Origin of the sequence: Enterobacter cloacae complex sp. CARB60, assembly GCF_036487345.1 — a bacterium.
Taxonomy (GTDB): Bacteria; Pseudomonadota; Gammaproteobacteria; order Enterobacterales; family Enterobacteriaceae; genus Enterobacter; species Enterobacter asburiae_D.
Window position 1 is genome coordinate 4,120,769 of record NZ_JAZKLC010000002.1, and the last position, 25,043, is coordinate 4,145,811.

Here is a 25,043-nt window from a genome sequence, read left to right on the forward strand (position 1 = left end):
AGACCCCTTTCGGCAACTGCACATTAAGGAGTCTTTATGAACGCACCCACCATCCTCACCGGCGACCGCCCAACCGGCCCGCTGCACCTTGGCCACTTCGTCGGATCGCTGCGTCAGCGCGTGGCGCTCCAGCAAACGCACAACCAGTTTGTGCTGATTGCCGACCTGCAGGGGCTGACCGACAACGGCAGCAACCCGCAGAAGATCCGCGACAACATCCCCGAAGTACTGGCCGACTACCTCGCCGCCGGCATCGACCCGAACCTGACCACGATCTGCCTGCAGTCCGCCCTGCCCGCCCTCGCCGAGCTGACGATGCTGTATATGAACATCGTCACCGTCGCCCGCGTGGAGCGTAACCCGACGGTGAAAAACGAGATTGCGCAGAAGGGCTTTGCCCGCTCGCTGCCGGTCGGATTTATGGCCTACCCCATCAGCCAGGCGGCGGACATCACCGCGTTCAAGGCCGAGTGCGTGCCCGTCGGCGACGACCAGCTGCCGATGATTGAGCAGACCAACGAGATTGTGCACAAGATGAACAGCCTGCTGCCCGCCCCGGTGCTGCGCCACTGCAAGGCGATGCTGAGCGACACCAGCCGCCTGCTCGGCATCGACGGCAGCGCCAAGATGTCGAAATCGCTCGGCAACACGCTGCACCTTTCGGCCAGCGAAGAGACGATTCACCGTGCGGTCAGCGCCATGTACACCGACCCGAACCACCTGAAGGTGAGCGACCCGGGGCAGATTGAGGGGAACGTGGTGTTTACCTACCTCGACGCGTTTCATCCGGACAAGGAGAAAGTGGCGGCGATGAAGGCGCACTATCAGGCGGGCGGGCTGGGTGACCGGGTTTGCAAGAACGAGCTGGAGGGGTGTTTGCAGGAACTGATTGCGCCGATGCGGGAGCGGAGGGCGATGTATATGCAGGATAAGGGAGAGTTGATGGCGATGCTGAAGCGCGGGACCGAGCGGGCGCAGGGGGTGACGCAGGAGACGTTGAGGGAGGTGAAGGTTGGGCTGGGGGTGCCGGTGTTTTGAACGCAGATTAAATAATAATCCCGGCGCAGGGCCGGGATATTTATCAGGCGTTGCGCTTAATCACCGGAATATCGCCGGTGTCATTTAACGCGCCCGGAAACGTTTTTAACCACTGTGCGACTTTCTGTTTATTTATATTCACCACGCTCATCCCTTCCAGGCATCCCCATAATTCTCTTGTATGCTGCGGCGTAATCACGATGCAGTCTTTCATGGCGCGGATTTTTACCGGCATACCGTTGATAAAGCCTGCACGGGTTAACCAGTCGCCGCCCAGCAGAAGGTATTTCATGTCTATGCGTGCATACAGTTCGCAGCAGGCGGCGCTGTCCTGCGGCGTTTCCGCGCGGGGATGGACGGGGGCCACATTGGTCTGGTTGCCGTGAAGACGGCGGGCGCTGTTTTTGCGTACCAGCTCGCGGTTTTCAATCATGCCGGTGAAAGCGTCTGATTCTGTTTTGCAAACAGTAAACTCTGGCTTAAAATTCGTCGCAGCCATTTTCAACTCCCTATAAGTTGTTGGTGGTTAGCGGTATGGGGGTGTTGCAGCACCTTCATATCGCGAATTCCTCGTTAAATTTTCTCTGATACTTCCTTTCGCCGGTTGGCGTAATTTCTGGTGACCATTATACAGGGCTGAATATAAATACAGCGGTTTGGTGTGGGGTAAATTTGGAATTTGCGAGGGGGATTCAGGAAATAGAGTTCTTTGCGGTAAGGTCATGTTTTTGTTGATTGCGGGTTGATTGGTCTGGGTTTTGCGAGCATCATCGCAATTATTTACTTTCTTCCGTAACGCGATGGCTTCCAGCAAAACTCTCGAACTGGCGATTGCCGACATCACCATCTGGCGCAAAGGCGAACAGCGTGCGCCGCATAAGCCTTTATTGCTTCTGTACGTGCTGGCTAACTATCAGCAGGGGCATGCGCGATTGTTTGATTACGGTACTGAGGTCCACGAACAGTTGCTTAGCCTGCTAGAACGCTTTGGCCCACAGAGGAAGGCGCATTACCCAAATATGCCCTTCTGGCGGCTCAAAGGGGACGGATTTTGGGATCTGAAGAATACAGAGTTTTGTTCGACCACTGGCAGTAAGCAGCCGCCCGTTAAAGAACTTGTGGAACATAACGTCGCAGGCGGGTTTGATGAAGAACACTTTGCGCTGCTGAATAAGAACAAAAATCTGATCGGTTCGCTGGCGCAGCAGATCCTTGAAGCGCATTTTCCTGATATTATTCAGGAAGATATCGCTGATGAGATGGGTTTTGATATCCAGCAGATCCGTAAGGTTCGCGATCCGCTGTTCCGTCAGCAGGTGCTGCGTGCTTATAACTACGAGTGCGCAATCTGCGGATTCAATATGCGGCATGATAATGCCACCGTTGGACTTGAAGCCGCGCATATTAAATGGAAGCAGTTTGGTGGACCGTGTGAGATCCCGAACGGACTGGCGCTATGTGCAATTCATCATAAGGCGTTTGATAAGGGGTCAATTGGGCTGGATGAGAGTATGCGGGTGCTGGTGTCCGAGGCGGTGAATGGGGGCGGGATTGTTGGGCAGCTGTTCTGGGATTTTGCCGGGAAGCAGATTGCGTTGCCGATGGTGGAAGGGAACTATCCAAGGGAGGGGTTTGTGGAGTGGCATCGGACGGAGGTTTTTAGGGGGTGAGTGCGAAGGCCGGACTCGAACCGGCACGTATTTCTACGGTCGTTCGCTTGCCTGGCAAGCTCCTGTAATGCTTTGAATCAACTGCAAAAACAGGGAAAGACTTCGACATTTCACACTATTCAAAATCAAGTGCAAAAGCCCTGACAAAATAGCTGGGGTTTGCATGATTTACAAGAGAGATCGTTACTTAGTTTTAGATCCATGCGGAAACTATCTGGTGAGGATCGCCATACCAAAGTACATGCGTCACCTGTTCGGAGGACGACATAACTACGTGAAGAGCACAGGGACACGCGATGTGCGCGAAGCCCGTCTTTTTCGTGATGCGGTTGCTCTGGAGTGGTTTAAGATTCGTAACCTGATAAAGCCGCAGCGTGATCGAGGCTCGAAGGTAGAGCAAATCCTCAATGAACTACGTCAAGTTGGTACGTATGCACATGAAGCGCCGGAGCCATTAAGCGCCCCTGTAATGAGTTGCCCTTCCCTCTTGAGGATGCGGGATCAGTACATTCTCCAGTTCAGCGAGAAGCGCAAGCTCACCACCCTATCGAAGACAAACAAAGCCGTAGAAGTGCTCTTAGAACATCTGAAAAAGCGCGATGTTCAGCTTCGTGACATTAACAGAACCACCGTTACAGGCTGGCTTGATAAGCTCAAGACGGAGAAAGCACCACAGACCATACAAAACTACGTCAGTGCATTGGCTCAGATCTGGGATTTGGCTCGTAACAGATATCACGATGCACCACAGGAAAACATCTGGCGTGGTCATGCACTGGAAGCCAAAAGTAGCAAGGTGAGCTATGAGGTGTTTGAACCTGGAGAATTGGCGAAGGTATTCGCTGTAATGGCAGATGATGAAGAGATGCTGAATGTAACACTGATCGGCATGTATAGCGGTATGCGTCTTAATGAAATCTGTTCACTACGAGCAGCCAACATTAAGGAGATCGAGGGGGTGCTCTGCTTCGAAGTTACCGAAGGTAAAACCAAATCAGCAGCCCGTATTATTCCGGTGCATAGCCTGATCACTCCGTTGGTATTGTCGCTACGTGAGAAGCCTCACGACGGCTTTTTATTCTATCGTGCGTCAATCACTGACCGTGCAGACGGAAAGCGCTCTACGTGGCATTCACAGCGTTTTACGAGGGCTAAACGAAAGGCTTTAGGCGAAGCGGGATCAGAGTTGAAAGTTTTCCACAGTTTACGCCACCAAGTGGCGCAAACACTCGATAGAAATCAAGTTGTTGAGGATAGAATTGCGCTGCTACTCGGTCATGAGCGTGGAAGTACAGAAAGTTTCAAGACGTACAGCAAGAATGCTGCCTCTCCTGTTGAGCTACAGGAGTACATCGAATTGCTACGCTATCCAGAGATTGAGAACCAATGAAAAAAGGGGGCGCAAGCCCCTTATTTTTTCTTAAACTCCGTAGTAACCGTATCACCCTCGGTTTTCTTAGGTGCATTGTTCACTACTTTCTGTTTCACCGTACCGCCTACAGATTTATTTCCCTGCGTTTTAGTTGCAATCACATTAACCGTAGCTTTACTGACAAGCCTGATCTGTTCAAATTCAAGATCGAATTGCATTGCGTATTCAGATTTATAATCGTAGGAGATGCCGGAGAGAATAACATTCTCGTACACTTTATGTTCTGTCACTAATGTGATGGGCTGACGACTGTCAAATATTTGATCGAGATAGGTGATAGCTTGTGATATTCGCGTACCATTAACACCAGCACTGTATAATAAATCCCTCTCAAGTCTGATCGGAGTTTCCGTGATTACTCCAGACATTTTGAATGTATTATTCTTAATCTGAACGTGGTCGCTCACCTCAGCCCCGCTCTCAACGGGATAACTGGTAATATCAGCCTGTCTACGAACTCCCGTATCTGTCACAGCATCAAAAACTATCGCCTGATAGTTACGAATATAGTTATCAGAGGCTGGGTTATATACCGATGCAAGAATGGTGAATCCGTTTTCACCTTTGGTACGGGTAGCGCTGCTGTTATTACTGTTCTGAGTTGAATTGATTCGGGAGGAATCGCCCCCGATTGTTAAACTTCCTGGTGTTGCCATTTTATTTTATTCCTTACGAAGAGGGGCATTAGCCCCCCGCCCCTTGTCCAGATGAAACAGCCAGCACCATACGCTGATTGTTATCATTGATACGCTGATCAACGGTAGCATTAAGCATGTTTCCAAACGTTGGATCAGGAGAAATAGTTAGATGGATAAGCCCTTCCGGTAGCTGATTCTGCAACACTACAGGCTGCATGATCGGCGTACTGGCTGGCTTAGCTGGCGCTGCTGCACTCTGTTTCAACATTGAGACAGGAGAATAATCACCGTTGGCGCTCTGTGCGTAGCTGCTCACGTCTTTAGCGTCGCTTGTGCCGTTCCACCAATCATGGAATGTATCGAATATGTTCGGCTCATGTGTGCCGTCTGATTTAGGCTGGCTGGCTCCGTAAGCGTTAGCCACAGGATTACTTCCAGGCAGTGCAGGTGCTGAGGTAGTGCCGTAATGCTGACTAACGGCCTCTTTAGAGGTGTTATCCCCATTGAGTAGGTTTAGCTTGCCTGTGATCCAGTTGGTTAGCTTCATCAAGCCGGATACAAGGTCACCGGCTGCTGCCCCTGCTCCCTTGAAGAAGGGTAACGCCTCCTGCATAGCTTCCTTAAACTCTCGCATGGTTTCAGGGTCAATCTCTGACATAAACCCTTCGAAGAATGCCAGCTTTTGGCTATCGGAGAGAATGCTAAGTTCCTGGTTAAACTTACGGTAGGCCACAAGCTGATCCTGCTGTGCTTCATCCAGCCACTGCCCGTTACGCTTGAGCACGTCCACCTGATCAGTGATCGCTTTTCCTTGATTAGAAAATGCCTTGTGATACAAGCCTAAATCGTCTGCAAGGTCTTCCAGGTTATGAAGGATTTGCTCTTGTGAATACCCTTTCCCCTGCATGGTGTTGGTGTAAGCAGAAACGAAGCCAAACGGGTTTGATTGAAAGCCTTTCAGGGCTTCTTTAGTGAATCCCATGTTCAGGGCTGTATCCACAGCAGCGTTACCGCCTTTCCATTTTCCAGACTTCTTATCAAAGGTGCTGTTGGTGTAACTGTCTGCCAGCTTTTCTGAAATGTCCTTTCCGTTATCCAATAGCTTACGCTGTCCTTGCAGCCCCATCCCGCTATCGATCCCGTTAGCCGTGGCATACTGAGAAAGCGCCTGTAACACGTTATAATCCACCCCGCCCAATCTGGCACGCTGCACAATCTCGCTACGCTCTTCCTGTGCTGTAACAGCCTCTTTGCCCCATGAATAAGCGCCATAAGCCGCCGCCCCGATACCAGCGCCAGCAAGCGCACCAGTGCCTAAGCCCATCAGAGAGCCAGAGATAGCCCCTGTAGCCTTACCACCGCCACCAAGAGCGTTAGCCCCTCCCGCCTTTGCTGCTGCCCTACGCTCTGCGTTAATGCGTCTGTAGCTCTGCTGCAAGCGCTTAATCTCGCTGTTCTGGCGTTGTAGAGAGATAGTTCCTGCTGCATAAGCCTTAGTGATCCGTGACGCTGCCTATTAGACGTCAACTAGTTTTGCCGACTGGCGCCAACTACTCTGGCCGCATCCATTGAGCGAGGTTTTAAGCCACGCTGGTTACTGCCTTCGATGTCTTCTTCCGGTAACTTTCTCCTTTTAGCTCGAACATATATCCGTGATGGATCAGCCTGTCCGCTGCCGCCACCGCCATCGTTTCATCCACGAAGATGCTGCCCCACGTGCTGAACGGATGATTGCTGGTTATGACCAGACTGCCGCGCTCATAACGATGGGCGATCAGCTCGAACAGCACACCCGTTTCCGCGTTGTCGCGTTTGACATACCCGAGGTCGTCTATCACTATCACCCGGTAGCGATCCAGTTTCAGCAGAAGCTCGTTCAGTTTCAGTTGTGTCCGCGCTTTTCGCAGCTCCTGCAGCAGCTCTCCGGCACTGTAGAACCGGGCCCGGTAGCCCAGTCCTACAACGCCATCCACGATCGCTGCCGCCAGATGGCTTTTCCCCAGGCCGCTGGCACCGAACAACAGGACATTTTCTCCGGCATCAACCCAGTCTGTCGTTTCGCAGAGCTGCCGGAACTGAGCGTTATTCAGTTCCGGCACCTGGCTGAAGTCATACTCACCCAGCGTTTTCGCCACCGGCAACCGGGCTTCCTTTTTATAGCGGCGCAGTTTTTCGCTCTCGCGCCACAGGAGTTCTTCATTGCACAGCGTCAGCAGATAGCGTGACGGGGTCCAGCCCTCTGCCAGAGCCCGTTTCTCCAGCGCATGCCATTCAGCGCTGACGCGGGTCAGACGCAGTTTGCGCAGACTACGCTCAAGGTGGTGGATATTGCTCACTGCAGACCTCCTTTGCCGCGCAACAGCTGTTCATAACTACTCAGGTTGTGCTGAACCACACTGACTGTCGGCAGCTCCTTTTCCTTTATCCCCAGGAACCGCATCAGGCGGTGCAGATCCAGCTCACCCGGGGTATTCAGCATCTGTTCCATCCCCCGTGCCACGATCGAGATATCGTCATAGCCCGCCGCCAGTTTCAGGGCGTGTACCATCAGGCGACCAGCCATCTCTGGCTCCAGATGATTGCACAGGCGACGCCACAGTTTTCGCCATTCATCGTCCGGCAGGATGTCATTTCTCAGCGTGGCATGGCAGAACGCACCAGGCTTTTTCGCCAGACTGTCGATCACATGCCGGAAGTCGATGCACCTGGCCCGGGTTTTCCCTTTTTCTGGCCTGACGCGGGCGCAGCTCATCACTTCACTGCTACCCACGTAACAGCTCAGGCGATCATCCCACAAGCGGACGCGTAACAGCTGACCGACAAGTCTGGAAGGGACGCTGTAGACGACGTGCCTGACGTTGATGGTACTGCTGCTACTGACCCTCACCGTCAGTTCGTCATAGTCGGCGCTGCGACGCAGCGGCAGTGGTTTCAGATGGGGGCGCTCTTCTTTCACCAGATCCTGGTTGTTGCGGTTGTGGCGCATGACCTGCTGAGTGATGAAGGCCTGGTATTCTTCCACGGTGCTGAAGTCGTTACTGCCCCTAAGCATCAGCGCCTGGCGGATCCGTCTTTTCAGATGCCCGTGGGCGCTTTCAACTGAACCATTTTCGTGGCCACGACCGGCGTTATTGTGCACGCCCTGCATACCGTAGTGCTGGCAGAGGGCAGCATAGCGCTCAGTCAGCTCGCGGCGACCGTCTTCACCCTGGTGTTTCCATGCTGCCCGCAGGCTGTCCGTTTTATGCTCTGTTGGTACGCCACCCAGTTGCCCGAGGGCTTCCTGCAGGCCTTCAGCCAGGGCAGAGAAGCTCTCACCACCCAGTACAACCCGCATCCAGCTCCAGTGGCTCCACTCCAGGCGGAAGTGATACAGCTTATGCGTCAATAACTTGCCACCGATGGTGACAACTACACCTTTCAGCTCGGTAAAGTCCGACAGGCCGCGCAGGCCAGGCTGATGAAGTTGCCGGAACATCACTTCCTGCTCGGCACCATACTGCAGCTTCCACTCGCGCACCCGCCGTTGCATCGTCCTGCGAAGGCTGCTGGGGTACTGACCGGGATATTTATCCTGCAGCATTTCCAGCAGGGTCGTGGGCATCAGAGCAGGTCTTTCCTTCAACAGGGGAACAAGCTCGCTGTCCCAGACGGCCTCAAGCGGATCTTTACGTGTCCGCCAGTGACGATTACCGGTTTTAGACCACTGATCTTTTTCGATCCTGCGACCTGAGCGAACAGAGATACCGGCCTTCATGGCCGAGATATGCTGGGTTACACCTTTTTTACGCTGAGTCATGTAATAACTGACCTGATGAGTATTGAGCGTCACGCCATTTCCTGTGGGATCATGAACATGGTGCTCAGATTACAAAATCGGCCAGAATAATCAGCGCTAACCGGACTGAGTTATTGTCGCCTAATACGCTGCCAGTGCTGCCTGTGTAAGCTCAACATTGGTAAGGTGCTGCATTGATTTAAAGCTGCTGGCTGTATCTAAGAGCTTCAACTCAGCCCGTTCACGACGAGCCGCCGAACGTGCGGCCTCTTTCGCTGCCTGAGCCTCTACACGGGCTTGCGCCTTAGCTGCCCTTGCCTTTTCTCGTTCATCGCTATTACGTGGCTTAGAGGCTTTCTTATTCAGCTTGTCTAATTCTCTCTCAGCAGATTTAAGCCCCTGGCTGAATCTCTTCATGTTCAACGTAGGGTCTTTAATGCCTTTGGCTTTCTTCTGAATTTGATCGAAAGCGTCCATAGCTTCCTTCATTGAATTACGATCAACGCTGAATGTCACCGTGTTATTAATTTTACTGGTCTGAATTTCAAGCATGATTATTCACCGCCTTTCTTTTCGTTCACAAGATAATTAAGTGCATCTGATACACTCATTCCTTTGAAAATAAGTTGTCTTAAATGTGAATAGCTCACATCAAGCGCTCTCGATACGGCTGCTAAATTCAGTAGTTGCTCGGCATTTGTATCATTTAGTTGTAAATGCAAGCCTCGACTCTTTAGGATAAGTTCCAATTTCATCTTTCCTCATTCTGGAAATAAAAAAAGGGCGGGAACACTGGGGAGATTTGCGCTCTCTTAGTTCCCAACGTTCACACGCCCTATTCAAAAGTTCTTCTTTATTTCAGACGTGAAGAGCTAACGTCTATCGCTCGTTATTCGGAAACGCTACCGAAGATGATCGCTTGTGGAATATTCACAATTGGCAGATAACTGCATTCAGTTGCGATCTCTGGGAATCCCCAACGCTGATCAACAATTACATACTGATGATATAGCTCTGCGCCTTTGCCTTGTGTCGCATGGCGAACACCAACACCAGAGTGAAGAACGTAGGCATTAGACTGTTCAGACATAACAGGAAGACTCACAAAGCCATCAACCCCGATTTTGTCAGTGATCAGTGAGTAGCCCGTCACATCAATCACCGTTACGCCGTTTAGCGTCCAGGTTTCGAAAGCAGGGTTTGCACCTTTAGTGCGGGTGTAGAAGTTGTCTCCCTGCTCCAGAGGGAGCGTATACACCATGAAGTCTCTCACTGATGGGTGATAGCGTAGCGCTACGGCTGCTTTACCGGAGGCCAGGATCACTACGCCCTGTTTAGCCTGTGCCAGTCCTGAGCCAAGTTTCACATTCTGAATTCGCCCAATCTCGCTTAGTTGCTGGAACACGTTAGCACCTGCGCTGATATCCATCGTGTATGTGGTTTTGCTACCACCTGCAAGGAAATCTAAATTACCCTGTCCGGCGTATTGTGACTGCACACGAAGCCCTAACAGCGCCTCTACAAGGTCAACCTCTACGGTGTTGCTCACCTGTGCGTACTGTGCATCGCTGAAATCAGAAATAGCCAGGGTGATTTGATCAGCAGTGTCTACTGTTCCACGCGCTTTATACTGCTCAAGGTCGCGAGAGGTGACGGAGTTAAGGGAGTTAGTATATTTAAGCTGATACAGCACATTGCTGAATTCTGGACGTTCTGCACTGTTCCAATCGCTTTGAGCGTAGGGCATCTTTTCAGGTGCAACGAGATTTTTCACATCGGTGATTTTCTCAAGAGCGATTGTATTGACGTCGTGGTTCTCAATTTTAAATAACCCAAGATTAGTTACAATCTGGTTTAGTTGAGTAGAGAATGTAAACGGGCTGGCAAAATCGTACATGTTGCCAGAAAATAGATCTGAATAAGCCATTCTTATTATTATCCTTAATTAGGTTGTGCGTAGGGCTACTGTGTCGTAGTCAGTGAAAGTAAAGCCAAGAGTTGCTAATTGCGCTTGAGCCAGAGATTTATCCAGACTTCCAAATTCAATGCCAACCAGGGCTAAAATAGTATGCTCTGGAGAAGCTACAATAAACGCCTTATCGCCAGCGCGTGCAGGTTCTACGACAACATACGCAATATTGCCAGGAGCAGTAGCTTTCTTGCCTGTAGCGTCTACAAGATCACCTACGATAAGGGAATCTGGGATTCCTGTAGCTGTCTTGATCAGCTTATCCTGCATAATTGCATTAGATACGTAAGCCACCACTTTATAACGGGCGTGACTGTTATTCCCGTTCAGAGTTTGAAATGTTCCAAATTGCATTGGTTATTTTCCTTTTGCTATTGCTTTTAGTTTTAATCGTTCCTCAAGCCCTGATGATGGGTGAGAACCTTCTTTTGATTTGGTGATAATGGCGGTAGGCCAGAATTTCTCTGTAGCCTCTCGAATCTCTTCGAAACTTACGCCTAATACATAAGCCGCTTGTTTCATCATCTTTTCAGAGAGAATAAGAGAAGCACCTTTGTGTGTTATTACACGATCATAATTCATAAGGAACATGAGATTTCCTTCGTATTGTTACTGCGTTCATTAATAACGGAAGTGTTACATGCAGATTGTTAAAAAGGGGCAATTAAGCCCCTGGAGAGTATGCCCCTTGTTAGAAAGCATTGTTTAACGTCATCGTTTGGGAGGATTATGAAGTTAAAGAATGGATTCTTGAAAAAATGAAGGGCGCAACTGTTACGAATAACAGCAGTAGGATCGCCCGTCATTGCTCCCACTTCAAAACAGAAGCCCTTCTGTCATGGCGAGAAGTGGGAATGGAATCTCAATATCACCACTGGAATAGTAATAAGAGATTGCCAGCCTGAACGTAACTACCGCTGACGGCGTTTATTCAGTCTGACTACATTCATCCTAACGGAATGAATGAGCAAAGAGCGAATGCTCTTTCTGAAAAAGTCGGAGATGCGCGGTGATTGCGATGCAATACCAACACAACGAGATATTACATCCCGCGCATTCCTTCGGAACTAAACAAGACAAAAAGGAAGACGAAAAAACCAACACTTTTCAGAAATAGCATTCAGAGGGAGAGAATGCCGCTATGGGAACGGCATTCTCAAGGAGTGCGTATTGACATACGAGGGTGATTCGAATACTTACCCTATACTTTCATAGTAACATAAAAGTTATGCACATGTCAAGCATTTTATGCACTATTAGTGAATATTTATTCACTCTAAATCATGCCATAAACCTTGGCAAGGTCGAGGCTAAGCTCTCCGAGTTCAGCGGTGATGTATTGCAAAGAGCAAGCAAGCTCCTCAAGGTCATTAGCTACACGCCACGCCTCTTCTGGTGTGATCGTACTGCCGTCACGCTGCACCAAACGAGCTACAGACGTTTGCAGATGTTCAAGGGCAGTAATTGCCTGTTCAGCTCCTCCCAACGCTTCCAGAAGCGCGGAGCGCGTTCTCTCACGCCACGCTGCATTAACAAGCTGTAAGGTTGGTAAATGCCAGTTGTCGTGGAAGGAGTTAATTAGGGTGTTCACGGTGTCCATAGTTTTATTATTCATTGTTTTCCTTGTCGTCAAAGAGAATATCAAAGTCTTGTGTGTGCTGGGATAGTCCCCAGGTTTGACAATACCCAACATAATCAGCGTAATGTTCAAATCCTGCTATTTGCCATTTCTTGAGATGGCTACTATCTATAATATATTCGCGTCTGCATCGTGGTTTGTAATAAACGTTATCCGTTGACGATAGAACATCCTGCAATAGATCAAACTCTAATCCAGTTGGTACTACTGCGGGATATTCTTTAATAGTTGTCACCATCTCACCAGGAATAGACTCTCGTGCGAGGTCTTGTAGAGAAGAGGTGTATTTACGTTTGCTGATGCGTGTTGCTTGTTCTATCCGTTTAATTGGATTTCGTTCTTTTCGTCCCATTCATTCCTCGTAGAGGGGAAACTCCTTGTCTGGTTAAGACGTAAACGCCATAGAATATGGTGAACCACCATAAAGCAGTAATCATAAAGTTTCCCGATTGTGTGTTTTAGAAATTAGTGTAGATAAATTCTACATTGTCTCGTTCGATGTGTTTCAGCGTGAAGGATAGATAATGGCTTTCATCGTCTATCTCAATCACACCAATGTTGCGCAGCGCACGAAGCCAGAATCTGATCCCGTTATCACTTACACCGGATTTATCAGATAGCTCTCCGTAAGAAATTTTAATTTTTCTGCCTTTCCAGAACCAGACAAGTGCATAATAAACACCCTTCCCACTATCGTTGATCTGTATCTGGTTTGTGTTGTTCAGTTTTATATATTGTATCAATTAGGTCTCCTGATTAGTTCCAGTTTCGTTTGATTGTTGCTATTCCAACATTCATAACTTCTTGAGTTTGTTTCTGAGTAAGCCCACTGGCTTTATGTTTCTGCACTTCGGCGCGGGTGTTGTCGCCTTTCCTTGTATCGCGTCTCTTTCTCACTTTCCCAAATTTCAGACATTCAATCTTTGCACCAGGGAAATAATGCTCTTTGATGTATTCAGCAGTTGCCAGATCCGGCACTACGAACGCCAGAGGGTGATCAGTGTCAGCATTACGGATAGATGTACGGCTAATAAACTGGTAGCACCGTTCATAGTTCATCGCGGCGCGTTGCTTCTGTTCAAATTCTTCAACATCCCATCCGTTAATCTCCGCATACTGCCGCCATTTACCCTGGAAATCTCGATCAAGATTACTACATCCGAGAAATACAGCATTGTGTATGTGCTGGTAATGGTTCAGTCCATAGGAAGCCATTGAAACACGGATACCACGGGAAGCATCGGTAAGAATTTCATCCCCTATCGTAGTAAACTGACACAGGGATTTATCTCTGTTAGTGGCAAAGATGAATTCACCAGGCACGCGCTGGATGATTTCCTGGAGATGTTCATGAAAAACTTTCTGTAATGCTGTCAAGGTGCATCTGTTTTCACATACGGCGACCAGGGAGATCGGTACATGTTTATGTTTACATCTTTCAAGTGGCGGCTGTAAATCTTCACCAGCTTCCTCAACTTCGTATTTCGCCAGATGTTCAGCAGCCCAGACAAACAAACTTCGAGAAGAGCCAGCACCTAAGAGTGTAAGTTGTTCAGCCCATTCTACCGATCTGATAATTGGTGAAGCAGTGAAAGCAAACAGGTGTTTATTCTCTTCGTAGAGAAGTCCAGCACCTTGCATTATCGCCCAGAGCAGGCGCTTTAACTCAGCACCATTCGCCTCTGTTTCGTGCCAGTATGCGTAGAAATCTTCACGCTTATCCTCTCGAAGGAATAACAATCCGTCCCGCTCTTCCAGCATATCCAAGAATGGGAAATTTTGTTCCGTCCGATTTGTATGCTGCACTTTGATGTAAGCGCCAAACATTGCATCAGGGATTTCATCAACAAAGATAGTGAAACCACGGAGAAGGTTTTGAAGTTCCGTTTCAAGCGCTGCGCGATAGCAGTAATGAATGAAACATTGATGTGTGCAGATAATCACCGAATGCTGGAAATCGTATTCCAGGGTGGAAATTAGGTGTCTTACCGCTTCTGTTTCGGTGTCTACGTGATAACTCTTCACCCTTCGGTTTTCAAGTTCTTCCTTCACTTGATTACATAAATCATGTGTTGGCATCACGAGAAGATAACGAGGGGGAATTGCTTCGGAATTTGCTAATAAACTTGACTTGATGTAGTGCTGTAACGTGGTGGACTTTCCAGATCCGCAAATTGCATCAACGAAGGTTATTACTTTTCTTCTTTGGTTCATTGGTTTCCTCTTGTTGTAGGATAGTGTGTTTGACAATGGAGTTAACCAGGGCCGGAATACTTACGCCTTTAATTGTGGCGGCTTCACGGAGTGCCTCGTAAACTTCTGGACTAAAACGAATGTTCATCATTGGTTAATTTCCTTACGGTGTTGGTCATAACGGGCGAGAGCGTCAGCGAACATTTTCATTCGGTCTGTATACTCCCTCGATTTTGCTGCTTGCATGGATGCGTAAATAACGTGGCGTTTCACCTTACCACTCACCAGATCATTAAAAACCTGGTCACTGCTGAAATACTTCAATAACGGCCTCCTTCGGATTTTGGATGCAAAAAGCCCCAGGCAGTTACCCCGCCCAGGGCCAAAAGTTTCAGAAGGTTTTCTCCCCTTCATACTTACCATAATACACTATTTTAATAACGTTTGTCAACCCCTACCACGAAATTAATCTGCTGTCAACAATTTTTTATAATAGGATAAGACGGCTTCTCAAGGGAGGGTATCATTTCCGGCTCTTCATGCGAGTGAGCCGATCTTATGGCTACGCCATTTGCACAATCAAGCTGATTACGAGGGTATCACGTAAGAGGGGGTATCATTTTAAATGATAAGCCCTTTTACATTTATTTTGATACCTTCGGAAAGTGTAGGCTCACAATGAACCAGCAATCAGCGGGTGAATGTCGCATGAAAAAGTATCTGCTCATGATCATCTTGCACAATGATGTATGTTCGAGGAATACGAGAACATAAGAGAGATAATTAATAACCTTAATTTAATTAAGGGTATTTAGTAGTTGGTTTCTGTCAGTGAGTGAAGCGAACATGACAAGTTATCTCTAACAGGAGAAACACTTCTCATCAATAACTCTATGCAAAGGTAACTCTCCTGTGTAGCTATCTTCCATGCGCTGATCACGCGCATATCAAATTGTACATTCCACTTTATGGAGAATTAACCCTACATCCCTCGTTTCACTCATGATTGCGTGTTAATCGCGAATACTCGCCTCCATAGCGCCGGAAATTTCCCCGTTATATCCACGGTAAATCCCTGCTTAATCTACCTTAAATGACAGGTAAAGATTGCCGTTGTTACAGGGGTAAAGTTACCGTAGTGAGCAAATAGTAACTATCACTCACTTTGCGTAAAGCCTTGCGCCATGCGGCTCACAGCGATCATTGTCCACAATGAGCACTTTCATGACAGGTGCCATGTGCCGAACGAGTTTTTCATTTTATTGTTATAATATAACAATTCGATTTTTTCCATGCAAAACCCGCCAATTGGTTAGCATTCTAATCATTTCTTGGTGCAATCAATTCATATGAGAATCATTATCATCTACGGTACAATATCTCTACCTCAAGGTTCTGTAGAAATGTGAGGTAGAATACCTAACCTATTGTTTTAATTATCACTCTACGCTTTATCTTCGCCCTTCGCCTCTCTGGTATTCAATGAATCTGCATAAACCGTGCATAACGTCGCCAGTATTTGGCAACATTCAAACATCTATTTAGACTTGCCAACATCATGATTTTGTTAATGATATTCCGTATTTGTGCGAGTTTTGAACAGGGAGCCGTGCTTATTCGCGTTCAGTAGTGCTGGAAATGGCGCAACCTTCCACCACCCCTTCAAAAAATGTGAGATTGAATAGTTGTAACTTACTGAAAATGATCATAATCTTATTTCACAGTTTCAAGATTGACGGAGATCAGCAGATGGCGACCACGAAGATAATCACACAGGCAGAAGCATTTAAGCTGGTTAGCTGGCTTGAGTGTCATAACAAACAGCTATTCGCAGACGTAGCGATCACTATGGCCTCTTTATGCTTACGTGTCGGGGATACGGTGAATTTGAAGTTCAACCAGTTCAAGGAGGGAAACACGCTGGAAGTGTTGGAGAGTAAGACAGGTAAGAAGAAGGAGATCATCGTCCCTACAAAGGTGTGGGAGATCGTAGAACGCCGCCGTCAGGCATTCCCGAAAGACGAATACGTTTTCACGTCACACAGCAACCGTGCATCAGGAAAAACCCCTGTGAGTCGTGAGCAAGTGAACCGTGAGATCAAACAGGCTGCGGAGAATGTCGGGATTAAAGGAACGGTAGGCTGTCACAGCTTTAGGAAATTTTCTGCAACGGCGGTCTATGAGAAGTCTAACGGAAATCTGGCGTTAGCCATGAAGACGCTGAACCATTCAGATCCTAAAGTCACCATGAACTATTTGAAGATTGACGTTAAGAGCGTGGGCGCTGCCCTTGCAAACATTTGGGAGTGATCAACTTGAAACGCTTGCTTTTGCTGTCGCTGGTAATGCTGCCAGCCCTGGCGACTCACGCCGGACAAATTACCCTGATCCTTAGTGATGAACAGGAGACAGACAACACGAGGATTTGCATCTATTCCAATGCCAATTACACGGAGACAGCGACGATTAGAAAGGCGCAGCAATGCCGCTACACAATGACCTTTGAAGAAGAATAATGATTTAGTACTTCTCTTCGTTCATCAAACTTCTCAGATAACGCAGCTCATTTGCAAAACTTCCGGCCTCTCTAACGTCTGACTCTAACGCCTCAATTTCTTTTTCGCTTTCAGCATCATCAAATACAGCAGACGCATGAATAGCTGTTTTGTACAAAGTACATGCTGAAATAATGGCTAAATCAAGGAGAGGTTCTCCTACATAAGCATCACCTGGTTTTTTATTTCTTACTTCGCCGTTCCAGCTTGGGTTTCTTAAGAAACAAGGGTTTGTTTCAAATGGCATAAGATAACCGTGCATAAGGCTATTTCTGTAGTTGGACAAATCAATGGCAGTTAATGAAGCGGCTTGTAATACCGAGTTGCATTTTTCGCTTAACTTCGCATTCCCAGCACCAAAGGCATTGAACATACCCTCAGCATTCAATTTCTCTGTAAAAGGTCTTACACCCTGCACATCAGTTTCAGTTAATGTCCAAACTGCTCGCTCAAGTGTCGTTTCAAACAACCCATACTGAACCACAAATGCTCCAATTTTCATCAAACGGTCTGGAGTAAGATGTAAAGCGAAAAGTCGCCCCATAACTAAAGCGGATCTCTCTTCATAATTGTTAGGCATTTAAGGTACTCGTAACTCATTGCTATCGGTGGAAATAGCATAATAGATAATGATCATAACGGATAGCGCCGTATCGGTTTGCACTCAGAAGAAATAACTGAAAAGGGGCTTACGCCCCTGAATTCAAAATTTTAGCCACTCGCTTCAGGCGTCATGTTTTAAAGATTAGTAGTATCGCTCACTACCCTACTGTTTGGAATGTAACGAACAACTGTTTGGGCCATGATCCCAGAAATGACCATCTTACTTAACTCAACCGTAGTGTCAGGAAGTTTCCAGGTTGCTTTATCTGAATCTGAAAACTCAGGTTTCCCATACTTCTGAGTTAACAATTGACTCAATGTGTCAAATTGACTCGCAGCGATACCTTCATTTTTTTTCTCATTACTGGCTACATTCGTTTGTACAAGACGATCTGCGCTATTAAAAAGGAATGTGACAGTATAAAGACCGCTACCGATCGATACATTATCAATCCGCACTTTCCCAAAATTATCCTTATACTTCTCTGGTGAGATCAGATGTGCGCCATTGCCCTGAGCCGCAACAACTTCTGACGGATTCATGTCCCATTTAGTATTTCCATAACCAATACCCTTAGCGAATGAGAGCAGAGGTAAAGTTAGAATCACGAAAGCCATTAGTAATTTTTTCATTCCATCCCCACGAATTGAGTTTATTAATTGTGAACCAGTTTACAATTATCCCATTGCTCGGTGCTTCTTGCGATGCGGTCACTAATTGCAAAGTTTCCCAGCGACGGATCATAGGCGTACACCTTGCTTTTATCATCTGCCATCATCAACTTACCGTTAGTTTTCAGCTTTGGTGAGATCAGGTATGTACCGTTTAAACGGTTAGCTTTGAAGCTATCGACATACAACGTTACCTCTGCACTACCCAGCACACGTAAAGCACCTATTCTACCATTCTGTACTGCTGCAATAGCGTACTGACAGAGATAGGTTTTCGCAGTTGAAGCTGTGTTTTTTCCCTCAACCTTCGCTGATGGGGAAGGGGGAGAGGATTTAGGGATTGAACTATGAAGAGAAGATGACGGGTAAGAGTAAGAATAATTTTTATAAGCCGATGAGGTACTTGATCCAATCCGACACGTTTTTCCAACCGCAATGCACGAATTACCGCATGGTATACCTTTCTTGCAGTTCTTCGCGTATGCAGAGAACGACAACCCAGCTAATAGAAATGTACCAATGGTTATCCTAACCAACGAAGACCAGCCCATAAACCACCCTTCTTTTAAGATTTTCCCTACATGATACCATACTTAAATTAAGGGAATAGCAGCCAATAAGCCCGTTGGTGGTAAGACAACACGCGGAGCCGTTAGGCGACAACATCAGGGTATGTCAAACAGTGAAGTTTATCAGGATGACCATGTACCCGAAGGAGCGAGGCCGAACCGCTGGCAGAGCCGGATCTGTAGCTACCGGAGCATCACCACCATAAACCTGTTTATTCCCTGCAACGTCATCTCGACGTGTGGCATGTGGGAGCATCGGCAAAAAATGCGCTTCACTGTAAGCGTTTGGTATGGAGTTTAGAGACGGCGGCACGTCTTCCAGCTTCAAAGGGAAAAGCGATACGAGGTTGAGCCTGGGAACTACTCGCCACTATGTGCTAACATACCAAAGCCATTAACATTCACAGTGGCTTTTGTACTTGATGAGTAACTGACATTTCTTACATGCAAATGAGGCGGGTTATTGACACTAACTCATTGATTTATAAGAAAATAAAGTGATTGGTGCCGAAGGCCGGACTCGAACCGGCACGTATTTCTACGGTTGATTTTGAATCAACTGCGTCTACCGATTTCGCCACTTCGGCACTGAAGGGGATGCGGAAACGTTGTGGATTATACCTGTCGCGCGCCGCCATGCAAGCGACGACGCGCTAAACCCGCGCTAAGTGCCCAAAAAACCAGCGCCCTTCGTCACTCCAGCTCGGACACCGCCAGACGAATCACCCCCGCCGCCTTCTGCTCCGGCAGCGCCAGCACCTTCGCCCACATCTCCTGCACCATATCGCAGGAAAGCTTCTCTTTGCCCGCCGCCTTCTCCGGCATCTGCAGCAGCTGGATGTCCTCGCCGTACTTATCGGCAAGCGCCTTCATAATCGGCCGCACGTCCTCGACAGCCGCCTCGCGTTCGGCCGGGGTCACGGTGTGGCGGTTTTTGCCGTAGGCCGCGCGCATCATGTCGGCGTCGGCCTGCATGCGCCGCGCCATCAGGTCTTTATCCAGCATGCGCATCGGGTTCACGCCGCCCTTCACCGTCGGGTAGAGGAAGCGGAAGCAGGCGTCGTCGCTCACCTTCTGAATGGCGGCGGTCTGCTCCATGTTGATGGTCATGTAGTTCACCACGTTGGCGTCCGGGGCGTTCTGCAGGCGCGACGTCTGCAGATGCAGGATCTGCGGCTGGATGGTGTCGATAATTTGCTGCTCCGGCTCGCCCGCTTTTTGCAGGGCAGCCATCTGGTCGAGGATGCGCTGATGCAGCGCGGGCTCCTGCTCCTTAATCACCTGCCAGGCGGGCATCGCGTTAAGGGCGGAATCCATCTGCCGTTCCGGAGCGCGCTGCCTGTCGAAGAACACCCAGAACGCCACGGCGGCGGCCACCACAACAACCATCACGGTACGGGTCCACGTTTTATTCATCTCGCATCCTTATCCTTGAGTTGTGCCGGTTTACACCGGCACGCCGCTGTGGAAGCGAAACTCGTGGTCCGGTGTCGAGATAAGTGTGGCTTCAATTTCGCCAAAAAGCTGTATGCGCGGTGAGATATCGTCGTCGCTCACCTGCTGGGCCAGCGTCAGGTAGTCCTGATAATGGCGCGCTTCCGAGCGCAGCAGCGAGAGATAGAACTTCTGCAGGTCGTCGTCGAGGAACGGGGCCAGCGCGGCGAAGCGTTCGCAGGAGCGGGCTTCGATGTAGGCACCGCAGATGAGCTTGTCGATCAGCGTCAGCGGCTCGTGGGTGCGCACTTCCTTCAGCATCCCTTTGGCGTAGCGGCTGGCGGTGATTTTGACGTACGGAATGTCGCGGGACTGCATCGCCTCGCGCACCTGCCAGAAGTGGTGCAGCTCCTCTTTGATCAGCAGGACCATGCTGTCGATGAGCGCCTGTCCCCACGGGTCGTCGGTTTTGGGCATCACGCTTTTGCCAATCTGCTTATGCAGGGCGATGAAGTCCGGCTCCGGGCCGTCGCGGAAGGTGAACTGTTCGTAGGGTTTGAGCCAGTCGAGCAGCGCGTCGGCACCGCTTTCGTCGGCGACGTATTTACGCACCAGCAGCAGCGCGGTCTGGGCGGCCTTGAGCTCGCACACCATGTGGTCGGTGAGCAGCAGCGGCAGGTTCGCCGGGTCGCGGGCTTTATCAATCCATGCTTGCGGGGTCGGGCACTTAAGGAAGTTGAGTACGGGGGCGAGTATCTGCGGGTAATCCATGGTTCTGCCTTGAAAAAGCGGTGGCGCGCGCCACCGCCTGAAACGCTTAGTGACGCACGCCGTCGTCGTCTTCGTCGACGTAATCTTCGTCGTCGCCTTCTTCGCCGTCTTCACCGTTCGGATCTTCGAAGTAGGTTCCCCAGCCGTCGTATTCCACTTCAAACTTCTCGGCCAGGTTCATCAGCTGTTCTACCTGCGCGTCGATCAGCTCCGCCTTCAGCGCGCCTTCGCTCAGGATGTCGCAGCAGATGACGGTGTCGCCCTCTTCCACTTCCAGCTCTTCCGGCTCGGTCACTTCGTAACCCAGCTTGAAGGCTTCCACGGCCAGTTTTTCCAGCGCCTCGAAATCGTCAGCAGAGAAATGGTGCTCGATGGTGTACAGCGCGTCCGGATCGCTACCGTCTTCCAGCAGTTCTTCAATAATAAGACGCGTCTCTTCGCGTTGCTCTTCCAGGTGTTCCGGGTTTGCCATGGCTCAATCCTCTTTAAAGTGCGGCAGATACTTCTATTTTCACACACGGACGGGTTTGCCTCCACCTTTGTAAGAAAGAATTGTGAAACGGGGTTGCAAATGAATAATTACACATATAAAGTGAATTTTAATTCAATAAGTGGCGTTCGCCATGCGAGGATAAAATGTCCGATTTATACAAGAAACACTTTCTGAAATTGCTCGACTTTACCCCTGCACAGTTCACTTCTCTGCTGACCCTTGCCGCACAGCTCAAAGCCGATAAAAAAAATGGCAAGGAAGTACAGAAACTTACCGGTAAAAACATCGCGCTCATCTTCGAAAAAGACTCGACCCGTACACGTTGCTCTTTCGAAGTTGCCGCATTTGACCAAGGCGCGCGCGTCACCTATTTAGGGCCGAGCGGCAGCCAGATTGGGCATAAAGAGTCAATTAAGGACACCGCGCGGGTTCTCGGGCGGATGTATGACGGCATTCAGTACCGCGGCCACGGCCAGGAAGTGGTCGAGACACTGGCGCAGTATGCGGGCGTGCCGGTGTGGAACGGGCTGACCAACGAGTTCCACCCGACCCAGCTGCTGGCGGACCTGCTGACCATGCAGGAGCACCTGCCGGGCAAGGCGTTTAACGAGATGACGCTGGTGTACGCGGGCGACGCGCGCAACAACATGGGCAACTCGATGCTGGAAGCGGCGGCGCTGACCGGGCTGGATCTGCGCCTGGTGGCTCCAAAAGCCTGCTGGCCGGAAGAGAGCCTGGTCGCGGAGTGCAGCGCGCTGGCGGAGAAGCACGGCGGGAAGATCACGCTGACGGAAGACGTGGCGGCAGGCGTGAAGGGCGCGGACTTTATCTATACCGACGTCTGGGTGTCGATGGGCGAAGCCAAAGAGAAGTGGGCGGAGCGGATTGCGCTGCTGCGCGGGTATCAGGTGAATGCCCGGATGATGGCGCTCACCGGCAACCCGGACGTGAAGTTCCTGCACTGTCTGCCGGCGTTCCATGACGACCAGACCACGCTCGGCAAGCAGATGGCGAAGGAGTTCGATCTGCACGGCGGGATGGAAGTGACGGACGAGGTGTTTGAGTCGGCGGCGAGCATCGTGTTCGACCAGGCGGAAAACCGGATGCATACGATTAAGGCGGTGATGGTGGCGACGCTTGGGGAGTGATGGACTCCTCTGCGGGCTGGTGCCCTCACCCTAACCCTCTCCCACGGGGAGAGGGGACTTTTACACCCTCTCCCTTTAATGAGGGGAAATTACTCAACCAGCATTTTAACAACCACTTTCCTGACCTGCGCCGGTGCCCCCACCGCGCACAGCGGCTTGTGCACTTCACCCGGCCAGAACACCACAAAATCCCCTTCGCTCAGCATCACGGTTTTCTCCTGCTCGCCTTCCGGCAGGAACGCGATGTCTTTGTCCGCCAGCCAGTCGGTGTCCGGCACGCCGTGCGGCAGGGTGCTGAAGGTCATCCCTTCCTGGCCCTTCATCACGATCTGAATATCCAGATAGCGCGCGTGGTACTCGGCGCGGCGCTCGGCAAACGGCTGGGTCACGTCTTCAGAGACCAGATAAAACAGGCTGTTGCCGTTGATGTCGTGTTTCCCGAGCGGCGAGGCGTCGGTGACGTGGGCTTTAACGTGCTCAATGGCCTGGCGCAGATCGTCAGGCAGCCAGGACTGCAGATGGTGGATATTGCCGATAATCATGTTTCAATCCTCAATATAAAACGATGTTTCATTTTTCATCTTTTATACGAGAATCCCGGCTGCCATACCAGCCCTTTTTCGAAGAGGTTTGCGCGAGCGCATGTTTATCGGGAAAGGTGTTAATTCTCTGTTAATCCTGCCCAGGCATTTATGCAGGGGTTATGCATAACCTCGATCCGCGCTTATCGCACGGCTGTTCTAACCTCTTGATCATGCTCTCTAATTAACAAAAACCGTTGCCGTCTCACACTTTGCTGTTTTGATAATTTGCTCTAAAAAACCATAATTATTTATTGATTGTTCTTAAGTCAAAAATAGTTAATTACGTTAATTGCATAGCCATTCTTTCTCATTATTTTTATCATTTAAAATCAATCACATAACAAGATATTTCAAAAGATTAAAATCTACAAAATAATAACAACCTCAAATAATGCCACCGGATCCTGCTTAGCTATTCATCCCTCAATAATATGAAATTAATCATTATCTGATGCGAATCATGCAAATGAAAACAAACCCCTGAATATCCGGTTTCGCGTGAGCAACATCACAATACGGGTTATTTAACTGCCTAGTATGAATCACGAAATCAATTGAGCTTAGCCGCCATGCAATTAAATACATCACATGGCGCATGCCCTTTTTATTCTGAAAAACAGTTAAAGGAATAATTATGGAAAAGCATTACGTCGGTTCTGAAATTGGTCAATTACGTAGCGTTATGCTGCACCGCCCAAATTTAAGTCTGAAACGCTTAACGCCATCAAACTGTCAGGAGCTGCTTTTCGATGACGTGCTCTCGGTTGAGCGGGCGGGTGAGGAGCATGACATCTTCGCCAACACGCTGCGCGAGCAGGGTGTGGAAGTCCTGCTGTTGACCGACCTTCTTACACAAACCCTTGATATTGCAGAAGCGAAAGCCTGGCTGCTGGATACGCAAATCTCCGACTATCGCCTCGGCCCGACCTTTGCCGGCGACGTGCGCGGCTGGCTTGCGGATATGCCGCATCGCGAACTGGCGCGCAGATTAAGCGGCGGATTAACCTACGGTGAAATTCCGGCGGCCATTAAAAATATGGTGGTGGATACCCACACGGCGAATGATTTTATTATGAAGCCGCTGCCGAACCATTTATTTACCCGCGATACCTCGTGCTGGATTTATAACGGCGTCTCTATTAACCCGATGGCGAAAGCTGCGCGCCAGCGTGAAACCAATAACCTGCGGGCAATATATCGCTGGCACCCGGCGTTTGCCGACGGCGATTTTATTAAGTATTTCGGCGACGAGAATATTAATTACGACCACGCCACCTTAGAAGGCGGCGACGTATTGGTGATTGGACGCGGAGCGGTACTGATCGGCATGTCCGAGCGCACGACGCCGCAGGGCGTGGAGTTTCTCGCCAACAGCCTGTTCAAACACCGTCAGGCCGAGCGCGTGATCGCCGTTGAGCTGCCAAAACACCGCTCCTGCATGCACCTCGACACCGTCATGACCCACATCGACGTGGACACCTTCTCCGTTTATCCGGAAGTGGTGCGCAAGGACGCCCAGTGCTGGACGCTCACCCCGGACGGACGCGGCGGCCTGCTGCGCACCCAGGAAACCGACCTGCTGCACGCCATTGAGAAAGCCCTCGGCATTAACCAGGTGCGCCTGATCACCACCGGCGGCGACGCCTTTGAAGCGGAACGCGAGCAGTGGAACGACGCCAACAACGTGCTGACCATTCGCCCGGGCGTGGTGATCGGGTACGAGCGCAACGTCTGGACCAACGAGAAGTACGACAAAGCGGGCATCACCGTGCTGCCCATCCCTGGCGACGAACTCGGACGCGGCCGCGGCGGCGCGCGCTGCATGAGCTGCCCGCTGGAACGTGACGGAATTTAAAG

General features: G+C 49.7%; 29 protein-coding genes and 1 tRNA gene. 8 read left to right on the plus strand and 22 right to left on the minus strand.

All coding sequences use genetic code 11. From position 1 onward, the window contains the following. The first annotated feature begins 36 nt into the window (after positions 1-36). Positions 37-1,038 (plus strand): tryptophan--tRNA ligase, encoded by a 1,002-nt coding sequence (gene trpS, locus V4835_RS20805; protein ID WP_331413544.1) that lies wholly within the window; start codon positions 37-39, stop codon positions 1,036-1,038. Between the two features lie 43 nt (positions 1,039-1,081). On the opposite strand, the gene V4835_RS20810 is transcribed toward trpS, so the two are convergent. Then, positions 1,082-1,537 (minus strand): SymE family type I addiction module toxin, encoded by a 456-nt coding sequence (locus tag V4835_RS20810; protein WP_331413546.1) that lies wholly within the window; start codon positions 1,535-1,537, stop codon positions 1,082-1,084. Positions 1,538-1,838: 301 nt separating this feature from the next. On the opposite strand from V4835_RS20810, the gene V4835_RS20815 reads away from it, so the two are divergent. Next, complete coding sequence (locus tag V4835_RS20815; RefSeq protein WP_331413548.1) at positions 1,839-2,708, plus strand: phosphorothioated DNA-binding restriction endonuclease; 870 nt, start codon at positions 1,839-1,841, stop codon at positions 2,706-2,708. 163 nt (positions 2,709-2,871) lie between these two features. After that, on the plus strand, positions 2,872-4,098 hold the full coding sequence (locus V4835_RS20820; RefSeq protein ID WP_320703642.1) for a site-specific integrase: 1,227 nt from the start codon (positions 2,872-2,874) through the stop codon (positions 4,096-4,098). 20 nt (positions 4,099-4,118) lie between these two features. Here the strand turns inward: V4835_RS20820 and V4835_RS20825 are convergent, their stop codons facing one another. The 13 genes from V4835_RS20825 to V4835_RS20885 form a co-directional block, all read right to left on the minus strand. Next, positions 4,119-4,796 carry a phage baseplate protein gene (locus tag V4835_RS20825; protein ID WP_320703641.1) on the minus strand — a complete coding sequence of 226 codons (678 nt, stop codon included), beginning with the start codon at positions 4,794-4,796 and terminating at the stop codon, positions 4,119-4,121. A 28-nt stretch (positions 4,797-4,824) separates the two neighbouring features. Then, complete coding sequence (locus V4835_RS20830; RefSeq protein ID WP_331413550.1) at positions 4,825-6,216, minus strand: hypothetical protein; 1,392 nt, start codon at positions 6,214-6,216, stop codon at positions 4,825-4,827. Positions 6,217-6,358: 142 nt separating this feature from the next. Then, positions 6,359-7,114, minus strand: a complete 756-nt coding sequence (istB, locus tag V4835_RS20835) for an IS21-like element ISEc10 family helper ATPase IstB (protein ID WP_039817893.1) — start codon at positions 7,112-7,114, stop codon at positions 6,359-6,361. Beyond that, positions 7,111-8,610, minus strand: a complete 1,500-nt coding sequence (gene istA, locus V4835_RS20840) for an IS21 family transposase (RefSeq protein ID WP_039817891.1) — start codon at positions 8,608-8,610, stop codon at positions 7,111-7,113. The genes istB and istA overlap by 4 nt, the downstream gene beginning before the upstream one ends. 87 nt (positions 8,611-8,697) lie before the next feature. Next, complete coding sequence (locus V4835_RS20845) at positions 8,698-9,108, minus strand: hypothetical protein (protein WP_331413553.1); 411 nt, start codon at positions 9,106-9,108, stop codon at positions 8,698-8,700. A gap of 2 nt (positions 9,109-9,110) precedes the next feature. Then, positions 9,111-9,311, minus strand: a complete 201-nt coding sequence (locus V4835_RS20850; RefSeq protein WP_224310681.1) for a hypothetical protein — start codon at positions 9,309-9,311, stop codon at positions 9,111-9,113. Between the two features lie 134 nt (positions 9,312-9,445). Further along, on the minus strand, positions 9,446-10,483 hold the full coding sequence (locus V4835_RS20855; protein ID WP_320703637.1) for a major capsid protein: 1,038 nt from the start codon (positions 10,481-10,483) through the stop codon (positions 9,446-9,448). A gap of 18 nt (positions 10,484-10,501) precedes the next feature. Then, on the minus strand, positions 10,502-10,879 hold the full coding sequence (locus tag V4835_RS20860; protein WP_320703636.1) for a hypothetical protein: 378 nt from the start codon (positions 10,877-10,879) through the stop codon (positions 10,502-10,504). A 3-nt stretch (positions 10,880-10,882) separates the two neighbouring features. Beyond that, complete coding sequence (locus V4835_RS20865) at positions 10,883-11,116, minus strand: hypothetical protein (protein ID WP_320703634.1); 234 nt, start codon at positions 11,114-11,116, stop codon at positions 10,883-10,885. A 685-nt stretch (positions 11,117-11,801) separates the two neighbouring features. Continuing rightward, positions 11,802-12,140 carry a hypothetical protein gene (locus V4835_RS20870; RefSeq protein ID WP_320703633.1) on the minus strand — a complete coding sequence of 113 codons (339 nt, stop codon included), beginning with the start codon at positions 12,138-12,140 and terminating at the stop codon, positions 11,802-11,804. After that, on the minus strand, positions 12,133-12,516 hold the full coding sequence (locus V4835_RS20875; protein ID WP_320703632.1) for a hypothetical protein: 384 nt from the start codon (positions 12,514-12,516) through the stop codon (positions 12,133-12,135). The genes V4835_RS20870 and V4835_RS20875 overlap by 8 nt, the downstream gene beginning before the upstream one ends. A gap of 404 nt (positions 12,517-12,920) precedes the next feature. Next, complete coding sequence (locus tag V4835_RS20880) at positions 12,921-14,378, minus strand: DEAD/DEAH box helicase (protein ID WP_320703631.1); 1,458 nt, start codon at positions 14,376-14,378, stop codon at positions 12,921-12,923. After that, positions 14,344-14,508, minus strand: a complete 165-nt coding sequence (locus tag V4835_RS20885) for a hypothetical protein (protein WP_154299608.1) — start codon at positions 14,506-14,508, stop codon at positions 14,344-14,346. The genes V4835_RS20880 and V4835_RS20885 overlap by 35 nt, the downstream gene beginning before the upstream one ends. A 1,598-nt stretch (positions 14,509-16,106) precedes the next feature. Between V4835_RS20885 and V4835_RS20890 the strand changes: the two genes are divergently transcribed. Both V4835_RS20890 and V4835_RS20895 read left to right on the plus strand, forming a co-directional pair. After that, on the plus strand, positions 16,107-16,667 hold the full coding sequence (locus V4835_RS20890; protein WP_320703629.1) for a tyrosine-type recombinase/integrase: 561 nt from the start codon (positions 16,107-16,109) through the stop codon (positions 16,665-16,667). Between the two features lie 5 nt (positions 16,668-16,672). Further along, on the plus strand, positions 16,673-16,873 hold the full coding sequence (locus V4835_RS20895) for a hypothetical protein (protein ID WP_320703628.1): 201 nt from the start codon (positions 16,673-16,675) through the stop codon (positions 16,871-16,873). Positions 16,874-16,877: 4 nt separating this feature from the next. Here V4835_RS20895 and V4835_RS20900 read toward each other — a convergent pair whose 3' ends face one another. The 7 genes from V4835_RS20900 to rraB form a co-directional block, all read right to left on the minus strand. Next, positions 16,878-17,492, minus strand: coding sequence for a hypothetical protein (locus V4835_RS20900; RefSeq protein ID WP_320703627.1), 615 nt, complete (start codon positions 17,490-17,492; stop codon positions 16,878-16,880). Positions 17,493-17,650: 158 nt separating this feature from the next. Further along, positions 17,651-18,148 (minus strand): hypothetical protein, encoded by a 498-nt coding sequence (locus V4835_RS20905; protein WP_320703626.1) that lies wholly within the window; start codon positions 18,146-18,148, stop codon positions 17,651-17,653. 23 nt (positions 18,149-18,171) lie between these two features. Beyond that, positions 18,172-18,738 carry a hypothetical protein gene (locus V4835_RS20910; protein ID WP_320703625.1) on the minus strand — a complete coding sequence of 189 codons (567 nt, stop codon included), beginning with the start codon at positions 18,736-18,738 and terminating at the stop codon, positions 18,172-18,174. A gap of 520 nt (positions 18,739-19,258) precedes the next feature. Then, positions 19,259-19,343, minus strand: a tRNA-Leu gene (locus V4835_RS20915). A gap of 106 nt (positions 19,344-19,449) precedes the next feature. Further along, the gene (locus V4835_RS20920; RefSeq protein ID WP_331413562.1) at positions 19,450-20,172 is read right to left on the minus strand and encodes a topoisomerase II; all 723 of its coding nucleotides are present in this window, start codon (positions 20,170-20,172) and stop codon (positions 19,450-19,452) included. Between the two features lie 30 nt (positions 20,173-20,202). Continuing rightward, positions 20,203-20,961 carry a tRNA isopentenyl-2-thiomethyl-A-37 hydroxylase MiaE gene (miaE, locus tag V4835_RS20925; protein ID WP_331413564.1) on the minus strand — a complete coding sequence of 253 codons (759 nt, stop codon included), beginning with the start codon at positions 20,959-20,961 and terminating at the stop codon, positions 20,203-20,205. Between the two features lie 46 nt (positions 20,962-21,007). Further along, positions 21,008-21,433 (minus strand): ribonuclease E inhibitor RraB, encoded by a 426-nt coding sequence (rraB, locus tag V4835_RS20930; protein WP_063144036.1) that lies wholly within the window; start codon positions 21,431-21,433, stop codon positions 21,008-21,010. Between the two features lie 99 nt (positions 21,434-21,532). On the opposite strand from rraB, the gene argL reads away from it, so the two are divergent. Beyond that, positions 21,533-21,628 (plus strand): putative translational regulatory protein ArgL, encoded by a 96-nt coding sequence (gene argL, locus V4835_RS20935; RefSeq protein WP_213328991.1) that lies wholly within the window; start codon positions 21,533-21,535, stop codon positions 21,626-21,628. Further along, positions 21,598-22,602, plus strand: a complete 1,005-nt coding sequence (gene argF / locus V4835_RS20940; RefSeq protein ID WP_211448425.1) for an ornithine carbamoyltransferase — start codon at positions 21,598-21,600, stop codon at positions 22,600-22,602. Before argL ends, argF begins: the two co-directional genes overlap by 31 nt. Positions 22,603-22,691: 89 nt before the next feature. On the opposite strand, the gene V4835_RS20945 is transcribed toward argF, so the two are convergent. Then, on the minus strand, positions 22,692-23,144 hold the full coding sequence (locus V4835_RS20945; protein ID WP_331413569.1) for a YhcH/YjgK/YiaL family protein: 453 nt from the start codon (positions 23,142-23,144) through the stop codon (positions 22,692-22,694). A gap of 676 nt (positions 23,145-23,820) precedes the next feature. On the opposite strand from V4835_RS20945, the gene arcA reads away from it, so the two are divergent. Beyond that, the gene (gene arcA / locus V4835_RS20950) at positions 23,821-25,041 is read left to right on the plus strand and encodes an arginine deiminase (protein ID WP_331413571.1); all 1,221 of its coding nucleotides are present in this window, start codon (positions 23,821-23,823) and stop codon (positions 25,039-25,041) included. Positions 25,042-25,043: the final 2 nt, after the last annotated feature.

Excerpts from the sequence above, each read along its gene's own strand:
- miaE (WP_331413564.1), bottom strand. The coding sequence starts at position 20,961 with ATGGATTACCCGCAGATACTCGCCCCCGTACTCAACTTCCTTAAGTGC.
- V4835_RS20945 (WP_331413569.1), bottom strand. The coding sequence starts at position 23,144 with ATGATTATCGGCAATATCCACCATCTGCAGTCCTGGCTGCCTGACGAT.
- V4835_RS20880 (WP_320703631.1), bottom strand. The coding sequence starts at position 14,378 with ATGAACCAAAGAAGAAAAGTAATAACCTTCGTTGATGCAATTTGCGGA.
- V4835_RS20810 (WP_331413546.1), bottom strand. The coding sequence starts at position 1,537 with ATGGCTGCGACGAATTTTAAGCCAGAGTTTACTGTTTGCAAAACAGAA.
- V4835_RS20920 (WP_331413562.1), bottom strand. The coding sequence starts at position 20,172 with ATGAATAAAACGTGGACCCGTACCGTGATGGTTGTTGTGGTGGCCGCC.
- V4835_RS20905 (WP_320703626.1), bottom strand. The coding sequence starts at position 18,148 with ATGAAAAAATTACTAATGGCTTTCGTGATTCTAACTTTACCTCTGCTC.
- V4835_RS20845 (WP_331413553.1), bottom strand. The coding sequence starts at position 9,108 with ATGCTTGAAATTCAGACCAGTAAAATTAATAACACGGTGACATTCAGC.
- V4835_RS20825 (WP_320703641.1), bottom strand. The coding sequence starts at position 4,796 with ATGGCAACACCAGGAAGTTTAACAATCGGGGGCGATTCCTCCCGAATC.
- trpS (WP_331413544.1), top strand. The coding sequence starts at position 37 with ATGAACGCACCCACCATCCTCACCGGCGACCGCCCAACCGGCCCGCTG.
- rraB (WP_063144036.1), bottom strand. The coding sequence starts at position 21,433 with ATGGCAAACCCGGAACACCTGGAAGAGCAACGCGAAGAGACGCGTCTT.
- argF (WP_211448425.1), top strand. The coding sequence starts at position 21,598 with ATGTCCGATTTATACAAGAAACACTTTCTGAAATTGCTCGACTTTACC.
- V4835_RS20860 (WP_320703636.1), bottom strand. The coding sequence starts at position 10,879 with ATGCAATTTGGAACATTTCAAACTCTGAACGGGAATAACAGTCACGCC.
- arcA (WP_331413571.1), top strand. The coding sequence starts at position 23,821 with ATGGAAAAGCATTACGTCGGTTCTGAAATTGGTCAATTACGTAGCGTT.
- V4835_RS20875 (WP_320703632.1), bottom strand. The coding sequence starts at position 12,516 with ATGGGACGAAAAGAACGAAATCCAATTAAACGGATAGAACAAGCAACA.
- V4835_RS20890 (WP_320703629.1), top strand. The coding sequence starts at position 16,107 with ATGGCGACCACGAAGATAATCACACAGGCAGAAGCATTTAAGCTGGTT.
- V4835_RS20815 (WP_331413548.1), top strand. The coding sequence starts at position 1,839 with ATGGCTTCCAGCAAAACTCTCGAACTGGCGATTGCCGACATCACCATC.
- argL (WP_213328991.1), top strand. The coding sequence starts at position 21,533 with ATGAATAATTACACATATAAAGTGAATTTTAATTCAATAAGTGGCGTT.
- V4835_RS20820 (WP_320703642.1), top strand. The coding sequence starts at position 2,872 with ATGATTTACAAGAGAGATCGTTACTTAGTTTTAGATCCATGCGGAAAC.
- V4835_RS20910 (WP_320703625.1), bottom strand. The coding sequence starts at position 18,738 with ATGGGCTGGTCTTCGTTGGTTAGGATAACCATTGGTACATTTCTATTA.
- V4835_RS20885 (WP_154299608.1), bottom strand. The coding sequence starts at position 14,508 with ATGATGAACATTCGTTTTAGTCCAGAAGTTTACGAGGCACTCCGTGAA.
- V4835_RS20850 (WP_224310681.1), bottom strand. The coding sequence starts at position 9,311 with ATGAAATTGGAACTTATCCTAAAGAGTCGAGGCTTGCATTTACAACTA.
- V4835_RS20865 (WP_320703634.1), bottom strand. The coding sequence starts at position 11,116 with ATGTTCCTTATGAATTATGATCGTGTAATAACACACAAAGGTGCTTCT.
- V4835_RS20855 (WP_320703637.1), bottom strand. The coding sequence starts at position 10,483 with ATGGCTTATTCAGATCTATTTTCTGGCAACATGTACGATTTTGCCAGC.
- V4835_RS20900 (WP_320703627.1), bottom strand. The coding sequence starts at position 17,492 with ATGCCTAACAATTATGAAGAGAGATCCGCTTTAGTTATGGGGCGACTT.
- V4835_RS20870 (WP_320703633.1), bottom strand. The coding sequence starts at position 12,140 with ATGAATAATAAAACTATGGACACCGTGAACACCCTAATTAACTCCTTC.